This is a genomic window from Enterococcus sp. AZ089, assembly GCF_050547225.1.
In the GTDB taxonomy this organism is placed as follows: Bacteria; Bacillota; Bacilli; order Lactobacillales; family Enterococcaceae; genus Enterococcus_D; species Enterococcus_D entomosocium.
Genome location: NZ_CP172954.1, coordinates 2,633,490 through 2,656,325, shown reverse-complemented (window position 1 = coordinate 2,656,325; position 22,836 = coordinate 2,633,490). Strand labels below are relative to the sequence as shown.

Genomic DNA, 22,836 nt, shown 5'->3' with positions numbered 1-22,836 from the left:
AAAAGTGAGGAACAACAGATGAAAAAACGATCCTTAAAAATCAGTTTGACCAGCCAAATCATGATTGCAACGGTATTGGGGATTTTTTGGGGCGTTTCCTTTCCCGGTTTAGGTGATCAAATGCAGCTAGTCGGGGACTTCTTCTTGCGACTGATTCAAATGTCTGTGGTCGTGTTGGTCATGGGCTCGGTGATTGAAGCGGTGGGGGGACTTGATCCAAAAGAATTAGGTGGGATCGGCGGGAAAGTCTTCCTCTGGTTTACCGGTTCGACCCTCGTCGCCGCTATTTTCGGTCTCTTGTTCGCCTTGATCCTCAAGCCCGGCGCAGGCCTTGATCAGTCGCTGCTGCAAAGTACAGAAACTGCATTAAGTACCAGCAGCATAGAAGAAGTCATCTTGAACTTTGTTCCACTGAACATTATTCAAGCCATGGTGGAGCAGAATATGATCCAAGTGATTATTTTTTCGCTCTTCTTTGGCCTTGCCTTGAGCTTAATCAAGCATGAAAAAAAGAATCAGCTGTTTCTAGATATGATCGGTAGTTTTAATCATATTTTGTTAAAAATGGTCAGCATGATCATGAAGTTGGCGCCGATCGGGATTTTCGGCCTTGTTGCTTCCTTGGTAGAAGATACCGGCATTCGTGTGTTGGGAATGTTAGCCAGTTTTTTATTGACGTTAGCAGCGGCATCTTTGCTCTTTTTGTTTCTTTGGTTTCTCTTGACGTCGCTCTATTGCAAAGTTTCCTTGTTTCGTTTGATAAAGAATATGTGGCGTCTATCGGTGGTTTCCTTTACGACCACCTCTTCTGCTGTTTCATTGCCGTTTCAAATCGAAGATGGCAAAGAACGATTTGGGATCAGTGATCGAATCAATAAGCTCGTGATGCCTTTAGGCATGACCTTAAATAGCAATGGGCTCTCCTTATTTTTAGCCCTGGCAATCGTAACCGTTGCTCAGGCGTACCAGATCCAATTGAGCTGGGGGGATCTTTTGCAAGTGGTCTTGTTGTCCTCGTTGGCATGCTTGGGAACGATCGTCGTTCCAGGCGGCGGATTAGTCACACTGGCTACGGTTTTACCTATGTTAGGACTACCTAATGAAAGCATCGCCTTACTGGCAGGGATCGATTGGTTTTCTGGGATGTTTCGGACCCTCTTGAATGTTGACCCTGACGTCACGGTGGCGTTGATCGTTGCTCATGATGAAGGAGAACTGGATCGTGCAATCTTCAATGGTGAAAAAGCCCAGGTCAAATTAGCAGAAAAAATCACCGATGGCGTATAAGACCAATCATTCTTGTGATGAAACTTTACTCTTTTTTGAAAACGTGCTACGATTGATTCGTTGATAGACTAAAGAAGCTTCCTGAAATACCGTAAACGGTAAACAGTAGCGGCTGATTTTCCGCTTGTCATTCAACAGACAACTACGACAAAAAGAGGAGGAAAAAACATGACAGCATCGATGAAATTGTGGATTGACCTTTTGAATAGCTAACTTAAATCTATTTCAAAAGTCTAGGCAATCGTGATTTCAAGGGATGAGTGTCCTCTTTTTTCCAATTTCTTATTAAAATCAGGGTATAGCGGTAGGCTATGCCCTTTTTTTTTGTGCTTGCGTTTTCCTAGACGGGAAGGACAGACTGATGGAACAATTAAGTGTAAAAATAAACAATCTAATCAAAAATTATGGGGCCAAAGAAGTACTGAACATTGAAGAACTGAGTGCCTATCAAACGGATCGTATCGGGATCGTGGGCGCAAACGGGCAAGGCAAGTCTACCTTGCTGAAGTTGATTGCGGGAGTGGTCGATCCTGATTCAGGAACGATCCAAAAAGAAAATTCGTTTCACTATTTCCCGCAAATCGCTGAGGTGACTGAAAAGACGGAGGCCCTTGACTGGGCGCTGTTCGGTCGTTTTTCGATCCCAACAAATGAATTGGCGACACTAAGCGGCGGGGAGGAGACCAAATACCGGTTGGCACAAACGTTATCTTCCTATCAGTTAGGACTTTTGCTCGATGAGCCAACGACCCACTTGGACCAGCAAGGAATTCAAGTCTTGATTGATGAACTGCAGTATTATTATGGCACCCTGATCGTGGTCAGTCATGATCGGTATCTATTGAATCAGCTGGCAACGAAAATCTGGGAAGTCGATCAAGGAAAAGTCACCGAGTATTCTGGTAATTATGACAGTTACCGACAGCAAAAAGAGCAAGCGGCACAGCGTGTTGCCTGGGAGGCTGCGCAGTATCAGCAACAAAAACAGCAGTTGACCCAAGCGATCCAAAAGAAAAAAGAACAAGCGATCAAGAGCAGTCGCATTTCTGAAAAAAAGCGGCAGCAGAACATCCGACCAGACCGTTTGTCGTCATCAAAACAAAAAGACACGGTGCAAAAGTCATTGCAAAAAACAGTCAAAGCCATGGAAAGCCGCTTGGATCACTTGGAAGAAGTGAAGGGTGTCGCCCGGCAGCAGGCGATTCGTTTTCCAGTAGTCCCTGCAGTGGAGCTGCATAATAAACGACCGATTCGTGGGGAGCAAGTAACCATTCAAAGAGGGGCGAAACGTTTGCTAGACAGCAGCAGTTTCCAGTTTGCTGCCGGGAAGAAAATCGCTATCGTGGGTCCGAACGGTTCGGGAAAGTCGACTTTACTAAAAGAAATCATCGCAGGCGGAGAGGGAATCTATGTATCACCGAAAATCGTCTTTGCGGTCTACGAGCAAATGGGCTATCGAAAAAACAGCACCACACCGCTTTTGACGGAATTGATGGCTCAAACAGACTATCAGGAACCACTGGTCCGCAGTATTTTACACAATCTGGGATTTAGCCAGATTGACGTGATGAAGCCAGTCAATGTGCTAAGCGGCGGGGAAGCGACACGGGTCGAGCTCGCACGCATCTTTACTCAATCTGCCAATGTCTTGATACTTGATGAACCGACGAACTTTATTGATCTACCGACAATCACCGTCTTGGAACAATTGATTCGCAGCTATCGAGGCATCGTTTTGTTCACATCTCACGATCAAGCGTTTATCGATGCCGTCGCGGATGACGTGTATCTAATCGATCATGGGAAATTAACATTGGTTTCTAGTAACTAGCAGCATAGTCGCTTTTATACCTGTATAGAGAAAAACAGCGCGGGAAAGGAAGCGACCGCCCAACGTTCGATCAACAATCGGCCGTTGAGCGGTCACTACAAAACCCGCGCTGTTTTTTTCGCAATCATCGGTATCGCCTAGCTGTTGCTACATCGCTTAATAAATCTTTTTCGTAAAGTATTTTAAGATCAGGGGAGAGATCAAGGTACTCAACAAGACAACGATCACCAAAGGGGAATACAATGCGGACGAAATCAATTGGTTTTGTTGACCAATCTGTAAAATGATCAATGCCATTTCACCTCGGGAAATCATTCCAGCTCCCACCATCCAAGCACTGTTGTTTGAGAATTTCGCGATTTTCGCCCCGACATAGCCGCCGACCAATTTGGTCATGATCGCGACCACGGTAAAGGCAAGAATAAAGAATAATTGCTCATTTAAGCGGGAAAAATCAACTTCTAAGCCAACGCTGACAAAGAACACCGGAATGAAGACGGCGTAACCTAATGCTTCGACACTGTGTTCCACTTCCTCACGAACCTTCGTTTGACTGACAGCGATCCCTGCGAAGAAGGCACCAATGACCGAGCTTAACCCAACGAGGTCAGCAAGATACGCCATTCCTAAGCAGATGATCAGTGACATGATGATCACCGCGGAATTTGCAAATAGCTTTTCTGCAAGTGCCAATAAGAACGGAGCAATCCATTTCACTAATAGAAAAATCAACACAAAATAAATCAACTCTACCAATAAGGTGACCGGCAGTGGTGTTGCTTGGCTGCTTTCGCCGCCTAAAAAGGAAAGGCTAAGACTCAAAACCAACACGACCAAAATATCATCCACGACGGAAGCACCAAGAATCGTCGACCCTTCTTTCGTATTCACCACATTCAACTCTTTCAATACTTCGACAGAAATACTGACTGAGGTGGCAGCTAATACGATCCCGAAAAAGAACGCTTCTGTGGGACTGCTTTGAAAACCGACCCCCATGGCATACCCGAAGAGCATAGGGAACACGATCCCCAAAAGGGCAACGAGCATCCCTGGACGAAAATAGCGTTTCAATAAAGAAATATCACTTTCCAATCCCGCTAAAAACATCAGCAAAATAACACCAATCTCTGAAAAATCATGAACCAGAATATCTGGATGGACCCAATTGAGTCCTGCGCCTCCTAATAAAACCCCCGCTAACAACTGCCCGATAACAGCAGGAACGCCCATCCGTCTCGCCAGATGCGAGAAGAGGGTCGTCGTGATTAGGATCAAACACAAAATCCCGACAAAATGCATAAAACATCATCCTTCTTTCCTATAACATACTCCCCTTTAGTATAGCATTCTCTCTTGAATTGAGCCTGTATCAAGCCTTTTTTTATTAAAAGAGTTTCATTAAACCACACGTTTTTTGAGATAAGGGGGAAGCGAAGGCAATCAGAGTTTTTCTGTGAACTCGTCGAAATAAAAAAACATTATTTTCACTTTACTTGTATCAAATTATTGTTTGAGCCAACGGGCGAGCTGCTGAAACACCATTTGGACTTGCGGTTCCTCGACGTTTTTCAAAAAGTCGTGGGGCAAATCATAGACAGGGACAAATTTGCTTTTAGGCACTTTCTTCAAGCCTTTGCTGTAACGAAAAGGAACTTCCTCATCGGTACTGCTGGCACTGCTGAAAATTGGAGGAAATTGAGCAAGCAGCTCAGGATCAATGGCATAGTCAGAAAGAGCTTCAGCTGTTAGACCATAGATCGTGGTGAGTTCTTGCTGTTGAACCCAATAAACATAAGGCAAATAGCGCTGAAACTGCGGATCATCCCAAACGATCTCGGTTTGATCCAAAGAAGGGACTTGCTCTTTGCTTAAGAGCGGCTGCTGCAAGACTCGTTTGTTTTCAATAAAAGAAAGATCGGTATACCCATAAAAATTGACCAGTTTTTCAGGCAATCTCTGTTGTTCCTTCAGTAATTGCTGGGTAAGCGCCAGCATCAAATAACCGCCAGCTGAGCGTCCGCAGAAACAAAACGGGTTATCTTTAAGCACAGTTGCTTGCAATTCTTGAAAATTTTGCCAGTTCAGCGCCAAAATCTCCGCTAACGAGGAATTGGGCGCCAGTAAATAATCGACTGTGAGGACGCTGTATTGCTGCGCTTGAAATAGTGTGATCAGTGATGCGGGAATGTCTTGGCGGGTTCCATAAACAAAACCGCCGCCGTGAAAATAAATCAGGTATTTCTCCGAAGCAGGATAGAGGGTCACGGAAGCACCGGTGGTCAATTGCCATTCTTTTTTCATTTTGCTTGACTCCTTTTCTGAAGCTCTAATAAATAGGTGCCGATCTCGTAATTGACTAATTGGATCGGACTTGTCAGATCGATCTCTAGTAGCTGTTCGATTTTGCTTAGCCGATAACGAATCGTTTTGGCATGAAGAAACAAGGTTTCAGCCGTATTTTTGTAATTGCGATTCGTGATAAAAAAGGTATACAGCGTTTTGAACAGCTCTTCATTTTCTTCCGAGAGTTGATACAGCTTCGGGGGAATGCTTTGCTGCAGCTTTTCCAGTTGGTTCTCCTTCATAAAGGAACTAAAGATACCTAAGTCGCTATAGGCAATGATCGGCGCCAAATAAAACTGCCGATTGAAGCGGATCGCATCCAAACACTCTGGCAGGATCTCTTTGATCTGTTCCTTGCGCAAGACTTCGCTGACCACCAAGCAGCCATGTTCATCGGCTAGCAGGGCATCATCAAAATATGTCTGCAGCATCTGTTTCGTCACCTGATGGGCGATCGATTGGAAATTATAGAGGATCACCAAATAATTGTGGTGTTCAAAAAAGACGTGGGGTGTTTTCAACGCCCGTAGCTTGTGCAAAACGACGGACTTACGCTCCTTATCTTTAAAGCTGTTGGAAGCAAAGGCGATGCCTTGGTAGAAATCGTAGCGATCCAGTTGCGCTTCTTCTAACAAAAGATCCAGCTCAGCCAAATTGCTAGGAGTGTTTTGCAAGATCGCATCGGCAAGATTGTTCATGCGATTGTAGCGCTCTTTCTTCAACAAATACGCCATTTGGAGGCGTTCATAGATGACGTCGATCACATTTTCAATAATCATGACTTTTGCCTCAGGGATCTGCGAATCTTTCTGATAAACGATCAAGGTACATAAATCATTGTAAGGATTGATGATCTCTACTTTGATGGCAGTCACATATTGATTGTTCTCATGAGAAAATAATTCCAAATATTCGTAGTGGTTCTTGGTAAACTCGACGGTTTTCATGGGTTCTTGTTTGGTCACCACGAAATTCTTAAAGGATTGACCGACGGACACATGCACATCTAAATGGGGGATGCGCAAAGAACAAGGCTTTTCGATCAATTGATAGAACTCTTGCATGATCTGATCGAAAGAAGAGTGGTTGCGCTCGACTTTCATGAAGCGCTGGCGAACTTCGTAATAGGTACGCAGCAGCTGGGTTTGGTGATTCAGCAATGGTTCGTAAACCGCTAGCATGATGGCTTCATAGCTGACTTCTTGCTGTACTTTGATTAAAGGGATCTGATAAGCAAAGCTAAGCTCAATCACCCAATCTGGAATCATAGGGATCAAGCGATCCACTTTGATCACTAAACCGCTGACACCGATTTGCTGCATTTTTTCAAAAAAAACACGCAGTTCCTCAGGCGATTGGTCTTTGAAGGCATAAAAAGAAGTCAAAATCAATTGATGGGCTTTGCTCCATTTTTCGATATCCATCGCTTCCAACACCATAACGGAACCAACGGAATTTGTTAAACCAATGGAGCCAGTCAGGACTTTACTTTTTTCAAAAAGCGGCAGTTCAACCAATTCTTTTAATTTCATAAAATGCTCCTTTTTTCTCTTTTGGATAAAAAGTATAGCATTTTTTTAGAACTTTATCCAATGAAAACGCAAACAAGGCTCGTTAGAATGAGAGTATAAGAAAAGGAGGAGAACAAATGCTGCACACAGTAATCTTAAAGAATAACTACCAAGATTCCATTAACTTAATGCTGCTGACGAATACGATCAATGATCTAGGCGATGTCGAAATGAGTCAAATCATGATGGGGACGGATGCAAACAAAGACATATTAAATAACACTGGATTGCTTTCTAAAGAGGCAGAAGGTGCTTCACCCAACGATATGATGATCGTGGTCGATAGCCAAAACGAACAGATCATGGATCAAGTAATGCCAGCGATCGATTCATTTTTAGCTGATCTTTCAGCAAAAGATCAAGGCAAAGAAACGCCAGCGGCGGCTTCATGGCAAGAAGCCTTGAGCGCAATGCCAGATGCCAATGTTGCATTATTTAGTATTCCTGGGGAATATGGCGCAGCCGAGATGGAAAAAGCGCTAAAAAATGACTTGCATGTTTTCTCGTTTACGGACAATGTCGCTATCGAAGATGAAGTGCGTTTGAAAAAGCTGGCTCATGAAAAAGGCTTATTGATGATGGGGCCTGACTGTGGGACTGGTATTATTTCTAGCATTCCGATTGCCTTCACGAATGTCGTGGCACCAGGAAACATCGGCGTCGTTGGTGCCTCTGGTACGGGGATTCAAGAAGTGACGACGATCATTGACCGATTAGGCGGTGGTGTCGTTCATGCCATCGGGACCGGCGGACGTGACTTAAGCGACAAAGTTGGGGCGATCACTGTCAAAGATGCCATCGTTGCTTTAGAAAATCATGAACCGACAGATGTGATTTGCGTGATCTCGAAACCACCTGCAAAAGAAGTGCGGGATGAAGTCGTTCAATTGCTGCAAAGTATCAGCAAACCTGTGGTAGCGATTTTCTTAGGAGAAAAACCAGAAGCCCATGAAGGAAAAGTCTATTTGGCACATACGCTGGAAGAAACAGCGCGTATCGCTGTTGATCTTGCCAATGAAGAACCCGTCAAAGCGAACTATTTTGAACGCGTGAAATCCCCAGATGTGCCCAAACTCGCTGAAGACAAAGTGGTCAAAGGTCTTTATTCTGGCGGTACATTAGCTGCCGAAGCAGGAATGCTGATCTCCGAAGCCTTGAATCTAGAAGGCCTTGTAAAACAAGAAGGCTATATCTTGCATTCCCACGGCTATGATGTGATCGACCTTGGTGATGATATCTATACCCAAGGCAAACCGCATCCAATGATCGATCCTGAAGTGCGCATCAAAAAAATCGAAGACTATGCGCAAGATGAGCAAACCGGGGTCATTTTATTTGATGTGGTGCTAGGTTACGGCGCGCATACAGATATGGTAGGAGCTTTGTTACCAGCTATCGAAGCTGCACAGCAAACAGCCCAAGCAGCTGATCGCGCGTTGTACTTTGTTGCTACCGTCTGCGGAACTGAAAAAGATCCGCAAAACTACCAAGAAGCAGTCAACCGTTTGAAAGCAGCTGGCGTCTATGTGGCACCGAGCAATGCTCAAGCAGTGCAATTAGCCCTAGCTTTAAAAGGGGCGACTCTTTCTGAAGCAGACAAAACAGTCAATGACTATACTGGTAGCAAGGTTGAGGTGCCGACAGTCAGCGAGAAAGTAATGGAGCTGTTGACCACCAAACCACGGATCATCAATGTTGGCTTGCAAAGCTTCAATGAATCGATCCTGCAATATGGCGGGAAAACAGAACAATTCAACTGGCGTCCTCGTGCTAACGGCAACAAGAAAATGATCCGTATTTTAGACGCGTTAGAAGAATTTGACGAAAAAATCACAGCTGAAAACCAAGCAGTGACGGATAAAATCAAAAATGCCCAACCATTCTTGATCGATGTCGTTCCAGCTAAATCAGTGATCGCTGAATTAAACGAAAGCCAGAAAACCTTGCTGCATGCAGGACCACCGATCCAATGGTCGGAAATGACGGGACCGATGCAAGGATCTTGTATCGGCGCTGCCTTGTTTGAACGCTGGGCGAAGGATGAAGACGAAGCCCGCCGCCTACTCGAAAGTGGGGAAGTCCGCTTTATGCCATGTCACCATGTCCAGGCAGTCGGTCCAATGGGCGGGATCACTTCAGGGAATATGCCTGTCTTTGTGGTTGAAAACCGCCTTGTCGGCAACAAAGCCTACTGTATTTTGAACGAAGGGATCGGTAAAGTCTTGCGATTCGGTGCTTATTCACAAGAAGTCATCGATCGTTTGGATTGGATCAAAGACGTCTTAGGACCAACCATTGCCAAGGCATTACAATTAACCGAAGAAGGCATCAACTTGAACGTATTGATTGCCCGGTCGATCACAATGGGGGATGAATTCCATCAACGAAATATTGCAGCATCATTGAACTTTTTGAAAGAAATCGCGCCGTTGATCATCCAAACAGAGATCGATGAAAAGCAAAAATATGAAGTGATCAAGTTCTTAGCAGATACCGATCAGTTCTTCTTGAATATCATGATGGCAACTGGCAAAGCCATCGTTGATGGTGCTCGTGTCGATGCCAAAGGAACGATCGTGACCACCATGACGAGAAACGGTGTTAACTTTGGGGTTCGTGTCGCTCAAACAGAAGACCAATGGCATACTGCACCAGTCAATACGCCGAAAGGTTTGTACTTTACTGGGTTTACCGAAGCAGATGGCAATCCTGATATTGGAGACAGTGCCATTACTGAAACCGTCGGCGTCGGAGCAATGGCGATGGTAGCCGCACCAGGGGTAACACGCTTTGTCGGCGCTGGGGGCTTTGAGGATGCGCTGGAAACTTCCAACGAAATGGCAAAAATCTGTTTCGGTCATAATCCGACCTTCTCGATCCCAACATGGGACTTCCAAGGGACTTGTTTGGGGATCGACATCCGTAAAGTCGTTGAAACAGGCATCACCCCAATCATTAATACTGGGATCGCCCATAAAGAAGCAGGTGTCGGTCAAGTCGGCGCAGGCACGGTGCGTGCACCGTTAGGCTGTTTTGAAAATGCCTTGACGGCTTATGCGAAGGATCTGGGGATCGATGTTGACTGAGAAAATCAAAATCAGTGATTATCTAGACCCACTGCAACGATTCGGTCGTACCGGTCGGGTGCATAGCGTGTTTGATCGTTCATTCAATGTGATGATCGGGCAGCAGCTGGTCAATATCAACAACTATCGCAACTATTTGACTGGCTTCGGGGTCTTTTTACCCGATGCATTGTTTGAACAAGTCTTGCCTTTGATCGAAGTCGGCAATCGCGTGCAAGTCCGAGAGCATGGTCTGACCTTTTACAGCACAAAAGGAACATTTTCTCTTTCATTAGAGGAGAAAGAATTGGTTTCGCTGCAGGTGAAGGAGTTATCCTTCACCTCTGCGGAATTGCAGCTTTTGAAAGAAATACTGCTTCAGCAAGAACTAGAAACCAAGATTGGGTTGCCAGAAGATGAGAAAACCCAAGCAGTGTTTGCGGCATTGCGGCAGCCTGTCTCAGATTGGGAACCAATCATTGCTCACCTGATTGGCCGCGGCAAAGGATTGACACCTAGCGGCGATGATCTTTTAGTTGCCTATCAAGCGATGCTCTATGCCTTGCAACAGCCGGAAGCTGACGCGTTAGCGCAAGCATTGGCAAAACCGCTGTCTACGACGGATGTCAGCCTTGCTTATATTCAAAGTGCCAGTCAAGGGTATGTCAATTCTCTGATGCTGCAATTATTCAAAGACTTAAAAAAGCAAAACCCACAAGTGATTGAAAAAGATGTGCAGCAGTTGATGTCCGTTGGTCATTCGTCAGGCAAAGATCTTAGTTTTGGGTTGTTGTTAGCGTTGGAGTCATTGTCACTTGAGGAAAAAGAATAGAAATGGGGAGAAATCATGGAAATCAGTAACCAGAAAGATGCGGTCAAAGTAAGCAATTCTTACTGGAAAAAAGTCGTTGCTATTTTCTTTGTCGGCTGGATTTTAATGTACGCCACACGGACGATCTTCAATCCAATCATGGGTGTGATCGGAGAAGAATTCAATTTAAGCAACACACAACTAGGACTTGCCAATAGTATTTTCTTTTTGACATATGCCGTTGCGCAAATTCCTTTTGGCATCATCGGCGACAAAATCGGTCGCAAATTGGTGATCGCCCTAGGTTTTGTTTTATTGGCGGTGACTACTTACTTCAGTGGGCTAGCCACAAGCTTCGTTTTGTTCTTAGTGATTCGTGCCATTGCAGGGATTGGTCAAGGTGCCTATTACGGTCCGCAATACGCATTGTCTACCGAAGCGATTCCCGACAACAAACGGACCGTCGGAAATGCCATTATCAACAGTGGGATGGCGTTTGGAACGTCTGGCGGGTACTTGCTTTCTAGTAAATTGGTCTTGGATAACGGGGGCCATTGGAGCCAACCCTTCTTCCTAATGGCGTTTCCGACCTTGATTGTCGGTGTCTTGTTCTATTTTGTTTTGAAAGAAAAAGTGATTCGTCCAGAAGATGAAGGACAAGAAATAAAAGAAGAGGGGCCAAAAGAAAAGATTTCCTTGAAGCAGATTTTTTCAAACCGCAATCTCGTGGCAGCCTTTGTTCTATGCTTTACCAGCATTTATGCAAACTTTGTGATTATAACTTGGCTGCCGCAATTCTTGATTGCCGAGCGTGGCTTTGAAGGGGCGAGTGTCGGCTTTATTGCTTCCTTAGTCCCATGGGCATCGATTCCAGGTGCGTTGATTTTTGCTCGATTGAATGATAAAACTGGCGCGACGAAAAAATTAGTCTATTTATTGGTCCCATTGGCGACCCTTTCCGTATTTGCCATTGCCTTTGTAACGGATCGTACCTTATTGATCACTGTTTTGATTTTGTATGGATTGACTGGCAAGCTGGCGCTTGATCCAATCGTCGTGACCTTTGTGACGAAAAACGCACCAAAAGGCGCCTTAGGAACGACCTTGAGTGCCTATAACTTTATCGGGATGTCGGGGTCGATCTTAGCACCTTATGTTACTGGCTTTTTAGCCGATTCTTTAGGATCGATGCAGGTCGGGTTTTACCTGTCTTGTCTATTACTGCTGATCGGATTAGGTGTTTTTGCCGTATTAGCAAAGGAAAATCAGAAGGAGAGCATAAAATGAGTTTGAATGTGATCGCGTTAGGCGGCAATGCTATTTTAGATAAAGACCCTAGTGATGAAGGACAAAAAGCAGTTGTTGCGCAAGCAGCACGTTATATTGCCGATTTTGTCGAAAAAGGGGAAAAAGTCATTGTTTGTCACGGCAATGGACCACAAGTCGGCAACTTACTGTTGCAGCAAAAAGCAGGGGAAAGTGAAAAAAATCCCCAATTGAAATTAGACAGCTGCGTGGCAATGACCCAAGGAAGTATCGGTTATTGGCTGCAAAATGCCTTGATCAATGAGTTTGCCACACGACAAGCACATCCATCGGTGATCTCATTAGTCACCCAAGTTCGTGTCGATCCAGCAGATCCATCCTTTGAGAAACCTTCCAAACCAGTCGGACCTTTTTATAGTGAAGAGGAAGCCAATGCTGCGATGGCAGCCAATGGCGGGGTATATCAAGAAGATGCTGGGCGTGGTTACCGGAAAGTGGTTCCATCCCCGAAACCGCAAGAAATCGTTGAAAAAGAAGCCATCAAAACATTGGTCGATGCTGGTGTGATCACGATTTGCGCCGGTGGCGGTGGCGTACCTGTCGTTCGCAACGACAATGGGTTTACTGGCGTGGAAGCCGTCAACGACAAGGACTTTACCGCCAGTGTCTTAGCAAAAGACGTGCAGGCCGATCGCCTAATCATTTTGACTGGTGTCGACAATATCTACATCAATTACAATCAGCCGAATCAGCAAGCCTTAGGGGAAATCAGTGTGGCACAAGCCAAGGGCTACATCGAGGAAGGCCATTTTGCAGCGGGAAGTATGTTGCCAAAAATAGAAGCTGCGATTGATTTTGTTGAAGAAGATGCAGCCAGAACCGCGATTATTACCTCAATCGAAAAGTTAGCTGAACTAGATCAGCATACAGGAACCATACTTCGAAAATAAAGAGGGGATCAAAGTGAAAGCAAAAAAACTACCGATGGTGACGCAGATCGTTATTGCCGTTCTTCTAGGGATTCTTTGCGGTTTGTTCTTTGGGCAAGCCGCTTCATTCCTAAAAATCTTGGGCGATCTTTTCTTGCGTCTGATGCAAATGGCGATCCCGTTATTGATCGTTGGACAAATCATTCAAGCAGTTGGGGGGATTGCCCCGAAAGAACTCACTCGTTTGGGTGGAAAAACGATCGCTGTCTTTGGGATTTCCTCCTTATTCGCTGCTGCATGGGGCGTGCTGATGGCGCTCTTCTTTGCTCCAGGCAAAGGGATCGACTTTTCACAAGCTGCCGGCGAACCTCTGCAAGCACAAGAAATTTCTATATCAGAGACAGTGATCAACTTTATTCCCACGAATATTTTCGATGCGTTGAGTAAAGGGTCAATTATTCAAATCATCGTTTTTGGGTTGTTCTTTGGTGTTGCCCTCAATCGCTTTATGCAAAAGAAACCTGAGTCATCTCTTTATGGGCTGATCGTGGATCTGAATGAGGTCGTCATTGCCATCATTCGTTACGTGATGATCGTGGCACCAATCGGTATTTTTGCATTGATCGCTTCAACGATCAGCTCCCTGGGCTTGCAGATCATTTTGCCATTAGGCAGCTATTTGCTCGTCTACGGTCTAGCCACCGTCACGTTCCTTGGGCTGTGGCTAGTCTTATTGACCGTGTATTGTCGGATCAATCCGTTACGATTGATCAAAAATATGAAGAATATGTCGGTCATGGCATTGGCGACAACCTCCTCTGCCATCACGCTGCCGATCGCTATGGAAGAATCCCAGAACAAATTAGGACTCAGTAGCCGCATCACCAATTTGGTATTGCCATTGGGCATGTCTTTGAACAGCAATGGGTCAGCGATGCATATGGCGATTACCGTCATGACAATCGCCCAAATGTATCAAATCAACTTTGACGGGATCCAAATGGTGACGGTAGCTGTAACTGCGACTTTCGTTTCTTTAGCCAATGCAGTTGTTCCCGGAGCGGGGTTAGTTTCCTTGGCAATCATCGTTCCCCAGCTTGGTTTACCAATCGAAAGCATTGCGCTATTTGCTGGTGTCGAATGGTTTGTTGGCATGCTGCGGACAATTTTGAACGTGAACTCAGACGTCTATTCAGCGCTGCTGATCGCTAAGTCAGCCGATGAACTGGATTATCGCGTGTTTAATCAATAAGAGAAGCCGTTGCCAAGCGTGCTTCTCTTTTTCTAAGGAGGAGAAAAGATGGAAGAAATGAGCAGACGTTCTCTGCTGGAATTAGAAGCATTGATGAAAAAGAAACTATTGGCTGCTGGTTTGCCAGAAGCCGCTGCCAGTGAAACAGCGGCGCATTTGACCTTTGCGGATGCTTGCGGGATCCATTCTCATGGTGCCGTGCGGATGGACTACTATGCCGAGCGTTTAGTAAAAGGTGGCATCACGCTGGAACCAAACATGTCTTTTGAAAAAACAGGCGCCGCTACCGGAATTTTCCACGGAGATAACGGCATGGGGCATTATGTGTGCAATGAAGCGATCGCGGTCGCCATTCATCTGGCGAAAGAAGTCGGGATCGCTGCAGTAGGAATCGAGCAGACCAGCCATAGCGGGACGATGGCGTATTACGTCAAACAGGCTGCTGAAGCCGACTTAGTGGCGATCGCCATGTGTCAATCGGATCCGATGGCGGTGCCTTTTGGTGGGATCGAAAACTATTTTGGCACCAATCCAATCGCGTTTGCAGCACCACGAGCCAATCATCCGCCGGTGGTTTTTGATATGGCGACGACGGTTCAAGCGTGGGGCAAAATTTTGGACGCTCGCTCGAAGAAGCAGCAGATCCCCGATACTTGGGCAGTAGACGAGCATGGCTTGCCTACCACCGATCCCTATGCTGTCCAAGGATTATTGCCAATCGCTGGTGCTAAAGGATATGGCTTGATGATGATGGTGGATATTTTAGCTGGCTCGATGCTAGGCTTGGCTTTTGGTAAACAGGTCACCTCCATGTATGCGGACTTGACGGAAAAACGCCGCTTAGGACAATTCCTTCTTGTGATCGATCCATCTCGTTTTACCAACACCGAAACCTTCAAGCAAAGCATCGATCAGATGGTGACTGAGCTGCATGCAATCCCGCCAGTAGAAGGGCAATCACAAGTCTACTATCCTGGAGAGATCAGCCAAATACACTTTGAAAAAGCCCAGCAAGAAGGGGTCATAATCCCCAAAGCGATCATCGATTATCTCGAAAGCGAAACCCTCCATTTTGATCGCTATGGTAGTCAAGATTCCTTTGCTAAATAAAAATCCGCAAAAGGCAGTTGGTTCAGAGGGGGATTGAACCAATTGTTTTTTTGCTGTGTGGAGCAAAGAGAAGTTTTCAGTCAGAAAATCGCACATTATTGGAAAGATTAGACGAATTCTTTGAGTTGGTTCATTTTGTTCAAAGCATTTCTTAAGCCATTCGACCTTTGATTGCTTGTTTTTTGTAATGTGGTAGAATAGGTCGCATAAGGTAAGATCACTCAAGAAATGAGAGAAAAGCGAGGATGCAACGTGGCAATGAATAAAGTGGTTCTTACTGGGAAAATCGCAGAGATGCCTAGTAAAGAAGCGTTTGATGCGGCGGACGATCAGGGCGTACGTTTTGATCTTGTCATTGTGTCTCAATGGCAAAACAGTGAAGAAGTGCACCATGAATGGTTTGCTTGCGTCATTCATGGAAAACAGGCAGAGACCTTTTTACGGTATACTCAAAAAGGGGCAAGTATCAAAATCAATGGACACTTGCAAGGCTGTCCTTATGAAACACCAGAAGGTCAGAGACTTTGTGCGGCAGAAGTGGTGGTGGATAGCTTCCAAATCTTAGAGTTGGCAGAAGAACAAGCGGCGCCTTTTCCTAAAAAGCGGCCATCGACACTTGATGAAACAACGCAAACAAAGTCGATCCGTAATGAAAAAGATCCCCTAAAAACACAGATGCTGGAGTTTTTAAAAGACAATCGATTATTTTAATGACGAAACATGCGGAAAGCAACGGCTTCTCGCATGTTTTTTTACGTAGAGAAAGTATTGGTAAAATTCAACTATATCTGACTAGCGGTGTTCTTTATTGCTTATCAAAGAGGGGGTTAAATAGAATGGTGATTGTAATAAATGATCGCGAAAGTGAAAATAGTGTTTCACAAAAAGTGCGGATTGGTTTAGAATAGTTGAAACATATCTTGAGAAAAAGTGCGGCGCTTGCCTTGTTCAACTGCTAGATACCGCTTTTTTCTGAAAAAATCGTTAATCAGGGAGGGATGTCGATGGGCAAATCAATTATAGGGATCGCTGCGAATGAAGTGCAAGATGCTGGCGATGTGCTGCATCATTTGCCGATCGCCTACACACCATTAGGGTATGTGCGAGCGATCCAGCAAGCGGGCGGACTGCCATTGCTCGTGCCAATCAGTGAGCCAGCTGCAGCCAAGGACTATGTTTCACAGATCGATAAACTGGTATTAGCTGGTGGACAAGATGTTTCACCCAAGTTTTATGGGCAGGAGACCCATCAGGCAACTGGAAGCGGCTTGTTGGCACGGGATGAGTTTGAACTAGCGCTGATCGATGAAGCGCTGCTGCAAAAGAAACCAATTTTTGCGGTTTGTCGGGGAATGCAGCTGGTCAACGTGGCATTCGGTGGCACGCTGCAGCAAGACATCAGTACCTTCAGTGAGATCATTCATATGCAGGCGCCGATTCCGAAAGAAGTGCCGACCCATGCCATCGTGACGGCTGAAAAAAGCATGTTGGCTCGTGTTTACGGTCAAAAAACAAAGGTTAATTCCTTTCATCATCAAGCGGTGGATCGATTGGCTCGTCCATTGCAAAAGACAGCTTGGAGTCCTGATGGCATCATTGAAGGCATTGAACACGTGGGTCAGCGCTTGTTGGCGGTTCAATGGCATCCTGATTTTGCCTATGATGCGCTTATACAAGAACAAGCGGTTTTCAAGTATGTCGTTGACGTATTGTAAGAAAGAGGATCACGCAAGGAGGAGAAAAATGAAAAAGAAAATGATGGGTATCACTGCTTTCACAGTATTGGTTTTAAGTGCCTGCAGTACCACGAGCCCCACGACGGATTCTGGACAGCAAGAGGAGCAAGGAGCCGTTGCGCAAGAAATTCAAGTGTCAACCGCTGGCGCCTTATCAACCCTTGATAGCGGACAATACACGGATGTCAATAGTTCCGATATGATCGGACAAGTGGCAGAAGGGTTATACCGTCTGGATCAAGAGGGGGATCCTGAGCTTGCGATGTCCGCTGAAGAGCCTACGGTATCAGAAGACGGACTGGTTTATACCTTCACCATTCGTGATGCAAAATGGAGCAATGGCGATCCTGTTACTGCGGATGATTTTGTCTACGCCTTTCAATATGTTGCTAATCCAGAGAATGGTTCTAGTAGCAGTAATCAAATGGATGTGTTGAAAAATGGCAGTCAAGTGCGTCAAGGGGACGCTGAGGTGAGTGAGTTAGGTGCAAAAGCATTGGACCAGCAGACGTTAGAGCTGACATTGGCAAGTCCAATCTCGTATCTGGATCAAATTTTGGTCGGGACACCTTTTATGCCAAAAAACCAAGCGTTTGCTGAAGAAAAAGGTGCCGATTATGGGTTATCAGCGGAAAATTTTGTCGGCAATGGCCCATTCTTGATCGAAGGGTGGAACGGGACCAACGAATCATGGACGTTAACGAAAAATCCTGATTATTGGGATGCTGAGAATGTCCAATTGACCAAGATCGACGTGCAAGTAGTGAAGGAAACGGCGACTGGTGTCAGCCTTTTTGAAACAGGAGAACTGGACTACACCACCTTAACGGATACTTACGCGCAGCAATACCAAAACTCAGCTCAAGCCAACTATGTGCCAAAGGCGCTGGTGGGGTATTTAAGTGCCAACCAAAAACGAGAAGTCACAGGCAATGTCAAGGTACGTCAAGCAATTTTACAAGCCATCGACAAAGAGGCATTTGCCGAAAATATCTTAGGTGATGGGTCCACTGCATTGAACGGCTTTGTGCCAAGCAACTTTGCCAAAGATCCTGAAACAGACCAAGATTTTCGTGAAGAAAATGGCGATTTACTGCCGTACGATTTAACAGCCGCACAAGAGCTTTGGGCACAAGCCAAAGAAGAGTTGGGACAAGAGGAAATCACTTTGGAACTGTTGTCAGCAGATACAGCAGCAGCCAAGAAAACCATCGAGTTTGTCCAAGGGCAGTTAGAAACCAATTTGCCGGGATTAACCATCGATGCCAAGTCGATTCCTTTACAAAACCGTTTGGACTTGCAATCCCAAGGTGAATTTGATCTCGTCTTTGGGACTTGGACACCAGATTACGCGGACCCGATCAACTTCTTAGAATTTTATGATTCAACAGGTGGTTTGAATACGTCTGGGTATGCTAGTGAAAGTTACGATCAAGGGTTAGCAGAAGCACGGACGACTTTAGCAAACGACCCAGCTGCCCGTTGGGACTTATTGAAAGAACTGGAAAAACAATTGATCGTTGAAGATACAGCCGTTTTGCCGTTATATCAAGGGGCGGTGGCGTATTTGAAAACAGATCGTTTGCAAGGGGTGCAAGTGTTTCCTTTTGGACGAACAGTATCCTATCGCCTAGCATCTGTCACAGAATAAACAGGTAGTAAGAAAACAGAGGAACTTTTTTTCAACCAAGTGTGCTGATCAAACAGCGTTTGTTGAAGAGAAGGGCATCTGTTTTTTTATTTTAGCCAAAATCGTTGCAACTCTTGGGGTAAAACAGGAATTCGTTTTCAAAAAAAGGTTGTTAAAAAGGGCTGTTTTCACATCTGTGTTTTTAGAAAAGTCAATCTTTTTTAAAGAAAATTAATAAAAGTTGTTGCATTCTCAGAAACTTATCTGTAAAGTGTTAGGTGTAGTCAGCAAAATAAAAAGAGAAGGAGGGATTACGATGCAAAAAGTATTTGATAAAAAAACAACCAAATTGAATAAAGTGAATCCCTCATTCGGTAACCATTAGTGTACAGATAATGTCTATAATAACGACGTTTATGCTCTGTCCTTTTTCCGAAGGGACAGAGCTTTTTTGTGTACTTTTTTAGAATGTGAGGGATAAAACATGAAGTATGTATTAAAACAATTAACAACGTATTTTAAAGAACATAAGGTGCGCTATACCTTCGTATTCGTCTTTATGGTGATTGCTAGTGCGATGTATGTCGCACCAATCTATATCTTGCGCTTATTCATTGATGCGCTGATCCAAGATAATTTTGATTATTCGGTACTGGTCCAATACGTGACCCTCTTTGCCGGAGCTATCTTGTTAGGATATCTGGCCGAATTTGTTTGGACGTTTAATTTATTTATTGGTTCTTACGATTTGCAAAAACAATTGCGGGAACAATTGATGAGCCACTTTCTTAAAATGGGGGCGCCGTTTTACCATCGTTTCCGAACAGGCGATTTAATGACTCGTTCCAGTGACGATGTCCAAGTGATGGGGATGACCGTTGGGTATGGACTGATGGTTTTCTTAAATACTAGTTTGTATCTAAGTTTTATCGTGGCGATGATGGCTGGGACGGTTTCTTGGCTATTGACCTTGATTGCCTTGATTCCAATGCCGCTTTTAGCCTATTACATTTTCAAATGGGGCTCGCAAGTCGATAAGGCGTTTACGGAAGCGCAGAATTCTGTTTCTGAGATGAACAGTGAAGTGTTGGAGATCATTGATGGCATTCGGGTCGTCCGAGCTTATGGACTAGAAGGAGCCACCACGGAACAGTTTCAAAAGAAAACACTGGAAACAAGAGCAAAAAACAATATCGTTTCTGAGATCGATTCCCGTTTCGGGCCGCTGATTACCATCATCTTAGCGATCAGTTTTGTGATGAGCTTTGGTGTTGGGGCGTTTCTTGTTGCCAACCAAACGATCACCATCGGTGCGATGGTCTCTTTCCAAGTGTACTTGACAATGGTCGTTTGGCCGATGATCTCAGCAGGAGATCTTGTGAATGTGATGCAACAAGGTGCCGCATCTTGGCGTCGGATCAATGAAGTGCTGCAGACGGGTGATGAATTAGAAATTCCTGGTGAAGCCGACCTGCAAGCCATCAATACGATCCGTTTTGAAGCATACCATTTCCAATACCCACAAGCAGCTCGTTATGTGTTAGAAGGACTGGATTTGACGATCACTCGTGGAGAAGTCTTAGGCATCGTTGGGAAGACCGGTAGCGGAAAAACGACGCTGCTAAGACAATTCGGTCACCGCTATCCATACTCTGATCAAGTACCCTTGATTAACGAGCAGCCGTTGACGACCTATCAAACAACAGCAGTGCGCAACCACTTTGCAGAAGTGCCGCAAGAACATACCTTGTTTTCACGAACAATTCGCGAGAACTTGCTATTCGGACAGCCAGATGCTTCAGAAGAAGTGTTGTGGGAAGCACTGGAAGCCGCTTGCTTTAGTGAAGACATCAAGCGGATGCCAGAAGGGCTCGAAACGGTCGTCGGTGAGAAAGGCGTTTCCCTGTCTGGTGGACAAAAACAACGCTTGTCCTTAGCACGGGCGTTTTTACGAAACAGTGAAGTCCTCTTACTGGATGATGCCCTTTCGGCAGTTGATGCCAAAACGGAACAAGCCATCATCACGAATTTGAAAACGATGAAGCAGGCACCGACCTCCATCATCGTGACCCATCGATTGTCCGCCATCACCGAAGCGGATCAAATCATCGTCTTAGAAGACGGACGGATCACACAGCGTGGTACCCATCAGGAGTTGATCGAAACGCCAGGCTGGTACCAAGAACAGTATTACCATCAACAGTTAAAGGAGGACGATACAAGTGTTCTCAACGATTAAGCGTTTGCTCACGTATTTGAGCTATTATAAAAAACAATTTACCGTGGGCGCGATCTTGCTGTTGCTAGCAGCAGCGCTCGAGCTGACTTCACCACTGATTGCCAAACAGCTGATCGACCGAGTGATGACACCGGCGGTTGACAGCAGAAACCTAAACACGATGCTTTTGATCCAATTACTCGCTGGGTATTTGCTGGTCAATTTGATTGGTTCCCTCTTTCGTTATATCAGCTTGCTGCAATTGCGAAAAATGTCCAACAGTATTGTCAAAAAAATGCGGGATCAGCTTTTTGACCATATGCACAAATTACCGGTTTCTTACTTTGACCAGATCCCAGCTGGTAAAGTCGTCGCACGGATTACGAATGACACCGAAGTTTTGCGGTCTAATTTCTACGTGATCGTGATCAGTAATTTGTTAAGCAACATCATCCAAATCATTGGTGCGTTTATTGCATTATTTCTTTTGAACCGCACCTTAGGAGCAGCGATGCTGATCCTGATCCCGATTTTAGGAATCTGGCAGCATTTTTACACCAAATATGCCTCTCGTTACAATTTAGCAATGCGGGAATACATCTCACAAATCAGTGGGCAGTTAAATGAATTTGTCCAAGGAATGGCGATAATCCAAGCCTTCCAACGAGAAAAGCAGTTGCAGAAAGAATTTAATGAAACAGTAGAGAAATGGTTCAAAACTGGACGTAAATACCTCTTACTCGATTCAAGTATCGCTTGGGGATTAGGCAATTTGTTGCGAAACTCAACGATCTTGATTTTGATCACGACCTTGGCCGCCTTTTTCCTTGATGGCCGCTTGGCGATCTCAGCAGGCTTGCTGTATGCCTTTATTGATTACATCAACCGCCTGTATGATCCCATCGAAGGGCTTGTCCAAACCATCACCAATGTGCAGCAATCATTGGCTGCCGGACAGCGGGTCTTTGAGTTTGCTGATCAGCCGGTTGAAAAACAACAAAGTGAGCAGCTGACTGTCACGAATGGCGATGTTTCTTTCCAACAGGTGACCTTTGGCTACGATCCTGAGCAAGCGATCTTGCACGATATCAACTTTGACGTTGCCGCAGGAGAGACCATTGCTTTAGTCGGTCATACTGGTTCTGGAAAATCGAGTATTTTGAACCTGTTGTTCCGTTTTTATGATCCGCAGCACGGAAAAATCGTTGTGGATGGACAAGTGATCGCTGATTTTGATCGTCATAGTTTAAGAGATTCAATGGCGATCGTCATGCAAGATCCCTATCTATTTACTGGAACGATCGCCAGCAACATCGGAATGAACGATCCAACGATCACCGAAGCGATGATTATCGATGCCTTGAAACAAGTCGGCGCTGACTACCTTTTGAGCCGCTACGAAAAAGGCATCCATCATCCAGTCGTTGAAAAAGGCAATGAGTTTTCTAGTGGAGAACGCCAGCTGATCAGTTTTGCCCGTGCATTAGTGTTTGATCCGAAAATCTTGATTCTGGATGAAGCGACGAGCCATGTGGACACTGAAACAGAATCCATCATTCAAAAGGCGATGACCATCTTGCAAAAAGGACGGACGACCTTTATGATCGCTCACCGTTTGTCAACGATCAAACAAGCAGATCAAATCTTGGTCTTGGATCAAGGGAAGATCGTGGAACGGGGAACCCATTCGAGTCTTGTCCAAGGGCAAGGAATCTATCAGCAAATGTATCAAATGCAGGCAGAGCAGCTGTAATCAGCGGTGATTGCCGACAATGTTAACCGTA

At 45.1% G+C, this 22,836-nt stretch carries 16 protein-coding genes; 13 read left to right on the top strand and 3 right to left on the bottom strand.

Going from position 1 to position 22,836, the window contains the following annotated elements; translation table 11 throughout:
• Nucleotides 1-18: 18 nt before the first annotated feature.
• On the top strand, nt 19-1,287 hold the full coding sequence (locus tag IGJ01_RS12260; protein ID WP_194188768.1) for a dicarboxylate/amino acid:cation symporter: 1,269 nt from the start codon (nt 19-21) through the stop codon (nt 1,285-1,287).
• Between the two features lie 361 nt (nt 1,288-1,648).
• Nucleotides 1,649-3,118 carry a ribosomal protection-like ABC-F family protein gene (abc-f, locus tag IGJ01_RS12255; protein WP_430601122.1) on the top strand — a complete coding sequence of 490 codons (1,470 nt, stop codon included), beginning with the start codon at nt 1,649-1,651 and terminating at the stop codon, nt 3,116-3,118.
• A 156-nt stretch (nt 3,119-3,274) separates the two neighbouring features.
• On the opposite strand, the gene IGJ01_RS12250 is transcribed toward abc-f, so the two are convergent.
• The 3 genes from IGJ01_RS12250 to IGJ01_RS12240 all read right to left on the bottom strand — a co-directional run bounded on the left by IGJ01_RS12250 (nt 3,275) and on the right by IGJ01_RS12240 (nt 6,996).
• The gene (locus IGJ01_RS12250) at nt 3,275-4,420 is read right to left on the bottom strand and encodes a cation:proton antiporter (RefSeq protein ID WP_429969722.1); all 1,146 of its coding nucleotides are present in this window, start codon (nt 4,418-4,420) and stop codon (nt 3,275-3,277) included.
• Between the two features lie 204 nt (nt 4,421-4,624).
• On the bottom strand, nt 4,625-5,422 hold the full coding sequence (locus IGJ01_RS12245; RefSeq protein WP_086316442.1) for an alpha/beta hydrolase: 798 nt from the start codon (nt 5,420-5,422) through the stop codon (nt 4,625-4,627).
• Complete coding sequence (locus tag IGJ01_RS12240) at nt 5,419-6,996, bottom strand: PucR family transcriptional regulator (protein ID WP_430601121.1); 1,578 nt, start codon at nt 6,994-6,996, stop codon at nt 5,419-5,421. Before IGJ01_RS12240 ends, IGJ01_RS12245 begins: the two co-directional genes overlap by 4 nt.
• 116 nt (nt 6,997-7,112) lie before the next feature.
• On the opposite strand from IGJ01_RS12240, the gene fdrA reads away from it, so the two are divergent.
• From fdrA to IGJ01_RS12185, 11 genes are all read left to right on the top strand, one after another.
• Nucleotides 7,113-10,121, top strand: coding sequence for a DUF1116 domain-containing protein (gene fdrA, locus IGJ01_RS12235; protein WP_016613690.1), 3,009 nt, complete (start codon nt 7,113-7,115; stop codon nt 10,119-10,121).
• A complete protein-coding gene (locus IGJ01_RS12230) occupies nt 10,111-10,932 on the top strand; it encodes a DUF2877 domain-containing protein (protein WP_420658023.1) in 822 nt (273 codons plus the stop codon). Before fdrA ends, IGJ01_RS12230 begins: the two co-directional genes overlap by 11 nt.
• Nucleotides 10,933-10,947: 15 nt before the next feature.
• Nucleotides 10,948-12,198: an MFS transporter gene (locus IGJ01_RS12225; protein WP_008379204.1), complete on the top strand. Its 1,251-nt coding sequence runs from the start codon at nt 10,948-10,950 to the stop codon at nt 12,196-12,198.
• Complete coding sequence (gene arcC / locus IGJ01_RS12220) at nt 12,195-13,127, top strand: carbamate kinase (protein WP_008379201.1); 933 nt, start codon at nt 12,195-12,197, stop codon at nt 13,125-13,127. The genes IGJ01_RS12225 and arcC overlap by 4 nt, the downstream gene beginning before the upstream one ends.
• A gap of 13 nt (nt 13,128-13,140) precedes the next feature.
• Nucleotides 13,141-14,358, top strand: coding sequence for a dicarboxylate/amino acid:cation symporter (locus tag IGJ01_RS12215; RefSeq protein ID WP_081343838.1), 1,218 nt, complete (start codon nt 13,141-13,143; stop codon nt 14,356-14,358).
• A gap of 48 nt (nt 14,359-14,406) precedes the next feature.
• Nucleotides 14,407-15,468 (top strand): ureidoglycolate dehydrogenase, encoded by a 1,062-nt coding sequence (allD, locus tag IGJ01_RS12210; RefSeq protein ID WP_429969723.1) that lies wholly within the window; start codon nt 14,407-14,409, stop codon nt 15,466-15,468.
• A gap of 228 nt (nt 15,469-15,696) precedes the next feature.
• Nucleotides 15,697-16,179 (top strand): single-stranded DNA-binding protein, encoded by a 483-nt coding sequence (gene ssb / locus IGJ01_RS12205; RefSeq protein WP_429969724.1) that lies wholly within the window; start codon nt 15,697-15,699, stop codon nt 16,177-16,179.
• Nucleotides 16,180-16,472: 293 nt separating this feature from the next.
• Nucleotides 16,473-17,183, top strand: coding sequence for a gamma-glutamyl-gamma-aminobutyrate hydrolase family protein (locus tag IGJ01_RS12200; RefSeq protein WP_016621451.1), 711 nt, complete (start codon nt 16,473-16,475; stop codon nt 17,181-17,183).
• A gap of 28 nt (nt 17,184-17,211) precedes the next feature.
• A complete protein-coding gene (locus IGJ01_RS12195; RefSeq protein ID WP_008379190.1) occupies nt 17,212-18,855 on the top strand; it encodes a peptide ABC transporter substrate-binding protein in 1,644 nt (547 codons plus the stop codon).
• A 463-nt stretch (nt 18,856-19,318) separates the two neighbouring features.
• On the top strand, nt 19,319-21,073 hold the full coding sequence (locus IGJ01_RS12190; RefSeq protein ID WP_429969726.1) for an ABC transporter ATP-binding protein: 1,755 nt from the start codon (nt 19,319-19,321) through the stop codon (nt 21,071-21,073).
• Nucleotides 21,057-22,805, top strand: coding sequence for an ABC transporter ATP-binding protein (locus IGJ01_RS12185; protein WP_086332607.1), 1,749 nt, complete (start codon nt 21,057-21,059; stop codon nt 22,803-22,805). Before IGJ01_RS12190 ends, IGJ01_RS12185 begins: the two co-directional genes overlap by 17 nt.
• Nucleotides 22,806-22,836: the final 31 nt, after the last annotated feature.

Excerpts from the sequence above, each read along its gene's own strand:
- fdrA (WP_016613690.1), top strand. The coding sequence starts at position 7,113 with ATGCTGCACACAGTAATCTTAAAGAATAACTACCAAGATTCCATTAAC.
- allD (WP_429969723.1), top strand. The coding sequence starts at position 14,407 with ATGGAAGAAATGAGCAGACGTTCTCTGCTGGAATTAGAAGCATTGATG.
- IGJ01_RS12260 (WP_194188768.1), top strand. The coding sequence starts at position 19 with ATGAAAAAACGATCCTTAAAAATCAGTTTGACCAGCCAAATCATGATT.
- IGJ01_RS12200 (WP_016621451.1), top strand. The coding sequence starts at position 16,473 with ATGGGCAAATCAATTATAGGGATCGCTGCGAATGAAGTGCAAGATGCT.
- ssb (WP_429969724.1), top strand. The coding sequence starts at position 15,697 with ATGAGAGAAAAGCGAGGATGCAACGTGGCAATGAATAAAGTGGTTCTT.
- IGJ01_RS12225 (WP_008379204.1), top strand. The coding sequence starts at position 10,948 with ATGGAAATCAGTAACCAGAAAGATGCGGTCAAAGTAAGCAATTCTTAC.
- arcC (WP_008379201.1), top strand. The coding sequence starts at position 12,195 with ATGAGTTTGAATGTGATCGCGTTAGGCGGCAATGCTATTTTAGATAAA.
- abc-f (WP_430601122.1), top strand. The coding sequence starts at position 1,649 with ATGGAACAATTAAGTGTAAAAATAAACAATCTAATCAAAAATTATGGG.
- IGJ01_RS12240 (WP_430601121.1), bottom strand. The coding sequence starts at position 6,996 with ATGAAATTAAAAGAATTGGTTGAACTGCCGCTTTTTGAAAAAAGTAAA.
- IGJ01_RS12195 (WP_008379190.1), top strand. The coding sequence starts at position 17,212 with ATGAAAAAGAAAATGATGGGTATCACTGCTTTCACAGTATTGGTTTTA.
- IGJ01_RS12230 (WP_420658023.1), top strand. The coding sequence starts at position 10,111 with ATGTTGACTGAGAAAATCAAAATCAGTGATTATCTAGACCCACTGCAA.
- IGJ01_RS12190 (WP_429969726.1), top strand. The coding sequence starts at position 19,319 with ATGAAGTATGTATTAAAACAATTAACAACGTATTTTAAAGAACATAAG.
- IGJ01_RS12245 (WP_086316442.1), bottom strand. The coding sequence starts at position 5,422 with ATGAAAAAAGAATGGCAATTGACCACCGGTGCTTCCGTGACCCTCTAT.
- IGJ01_RS12250 (WP_429969722.1), bottom strand. The coding sequence starts at position 4,420 with ATGCATTTTGTCGGGATTTTGTGTTTGATCCTAATCACGACGACCCTC.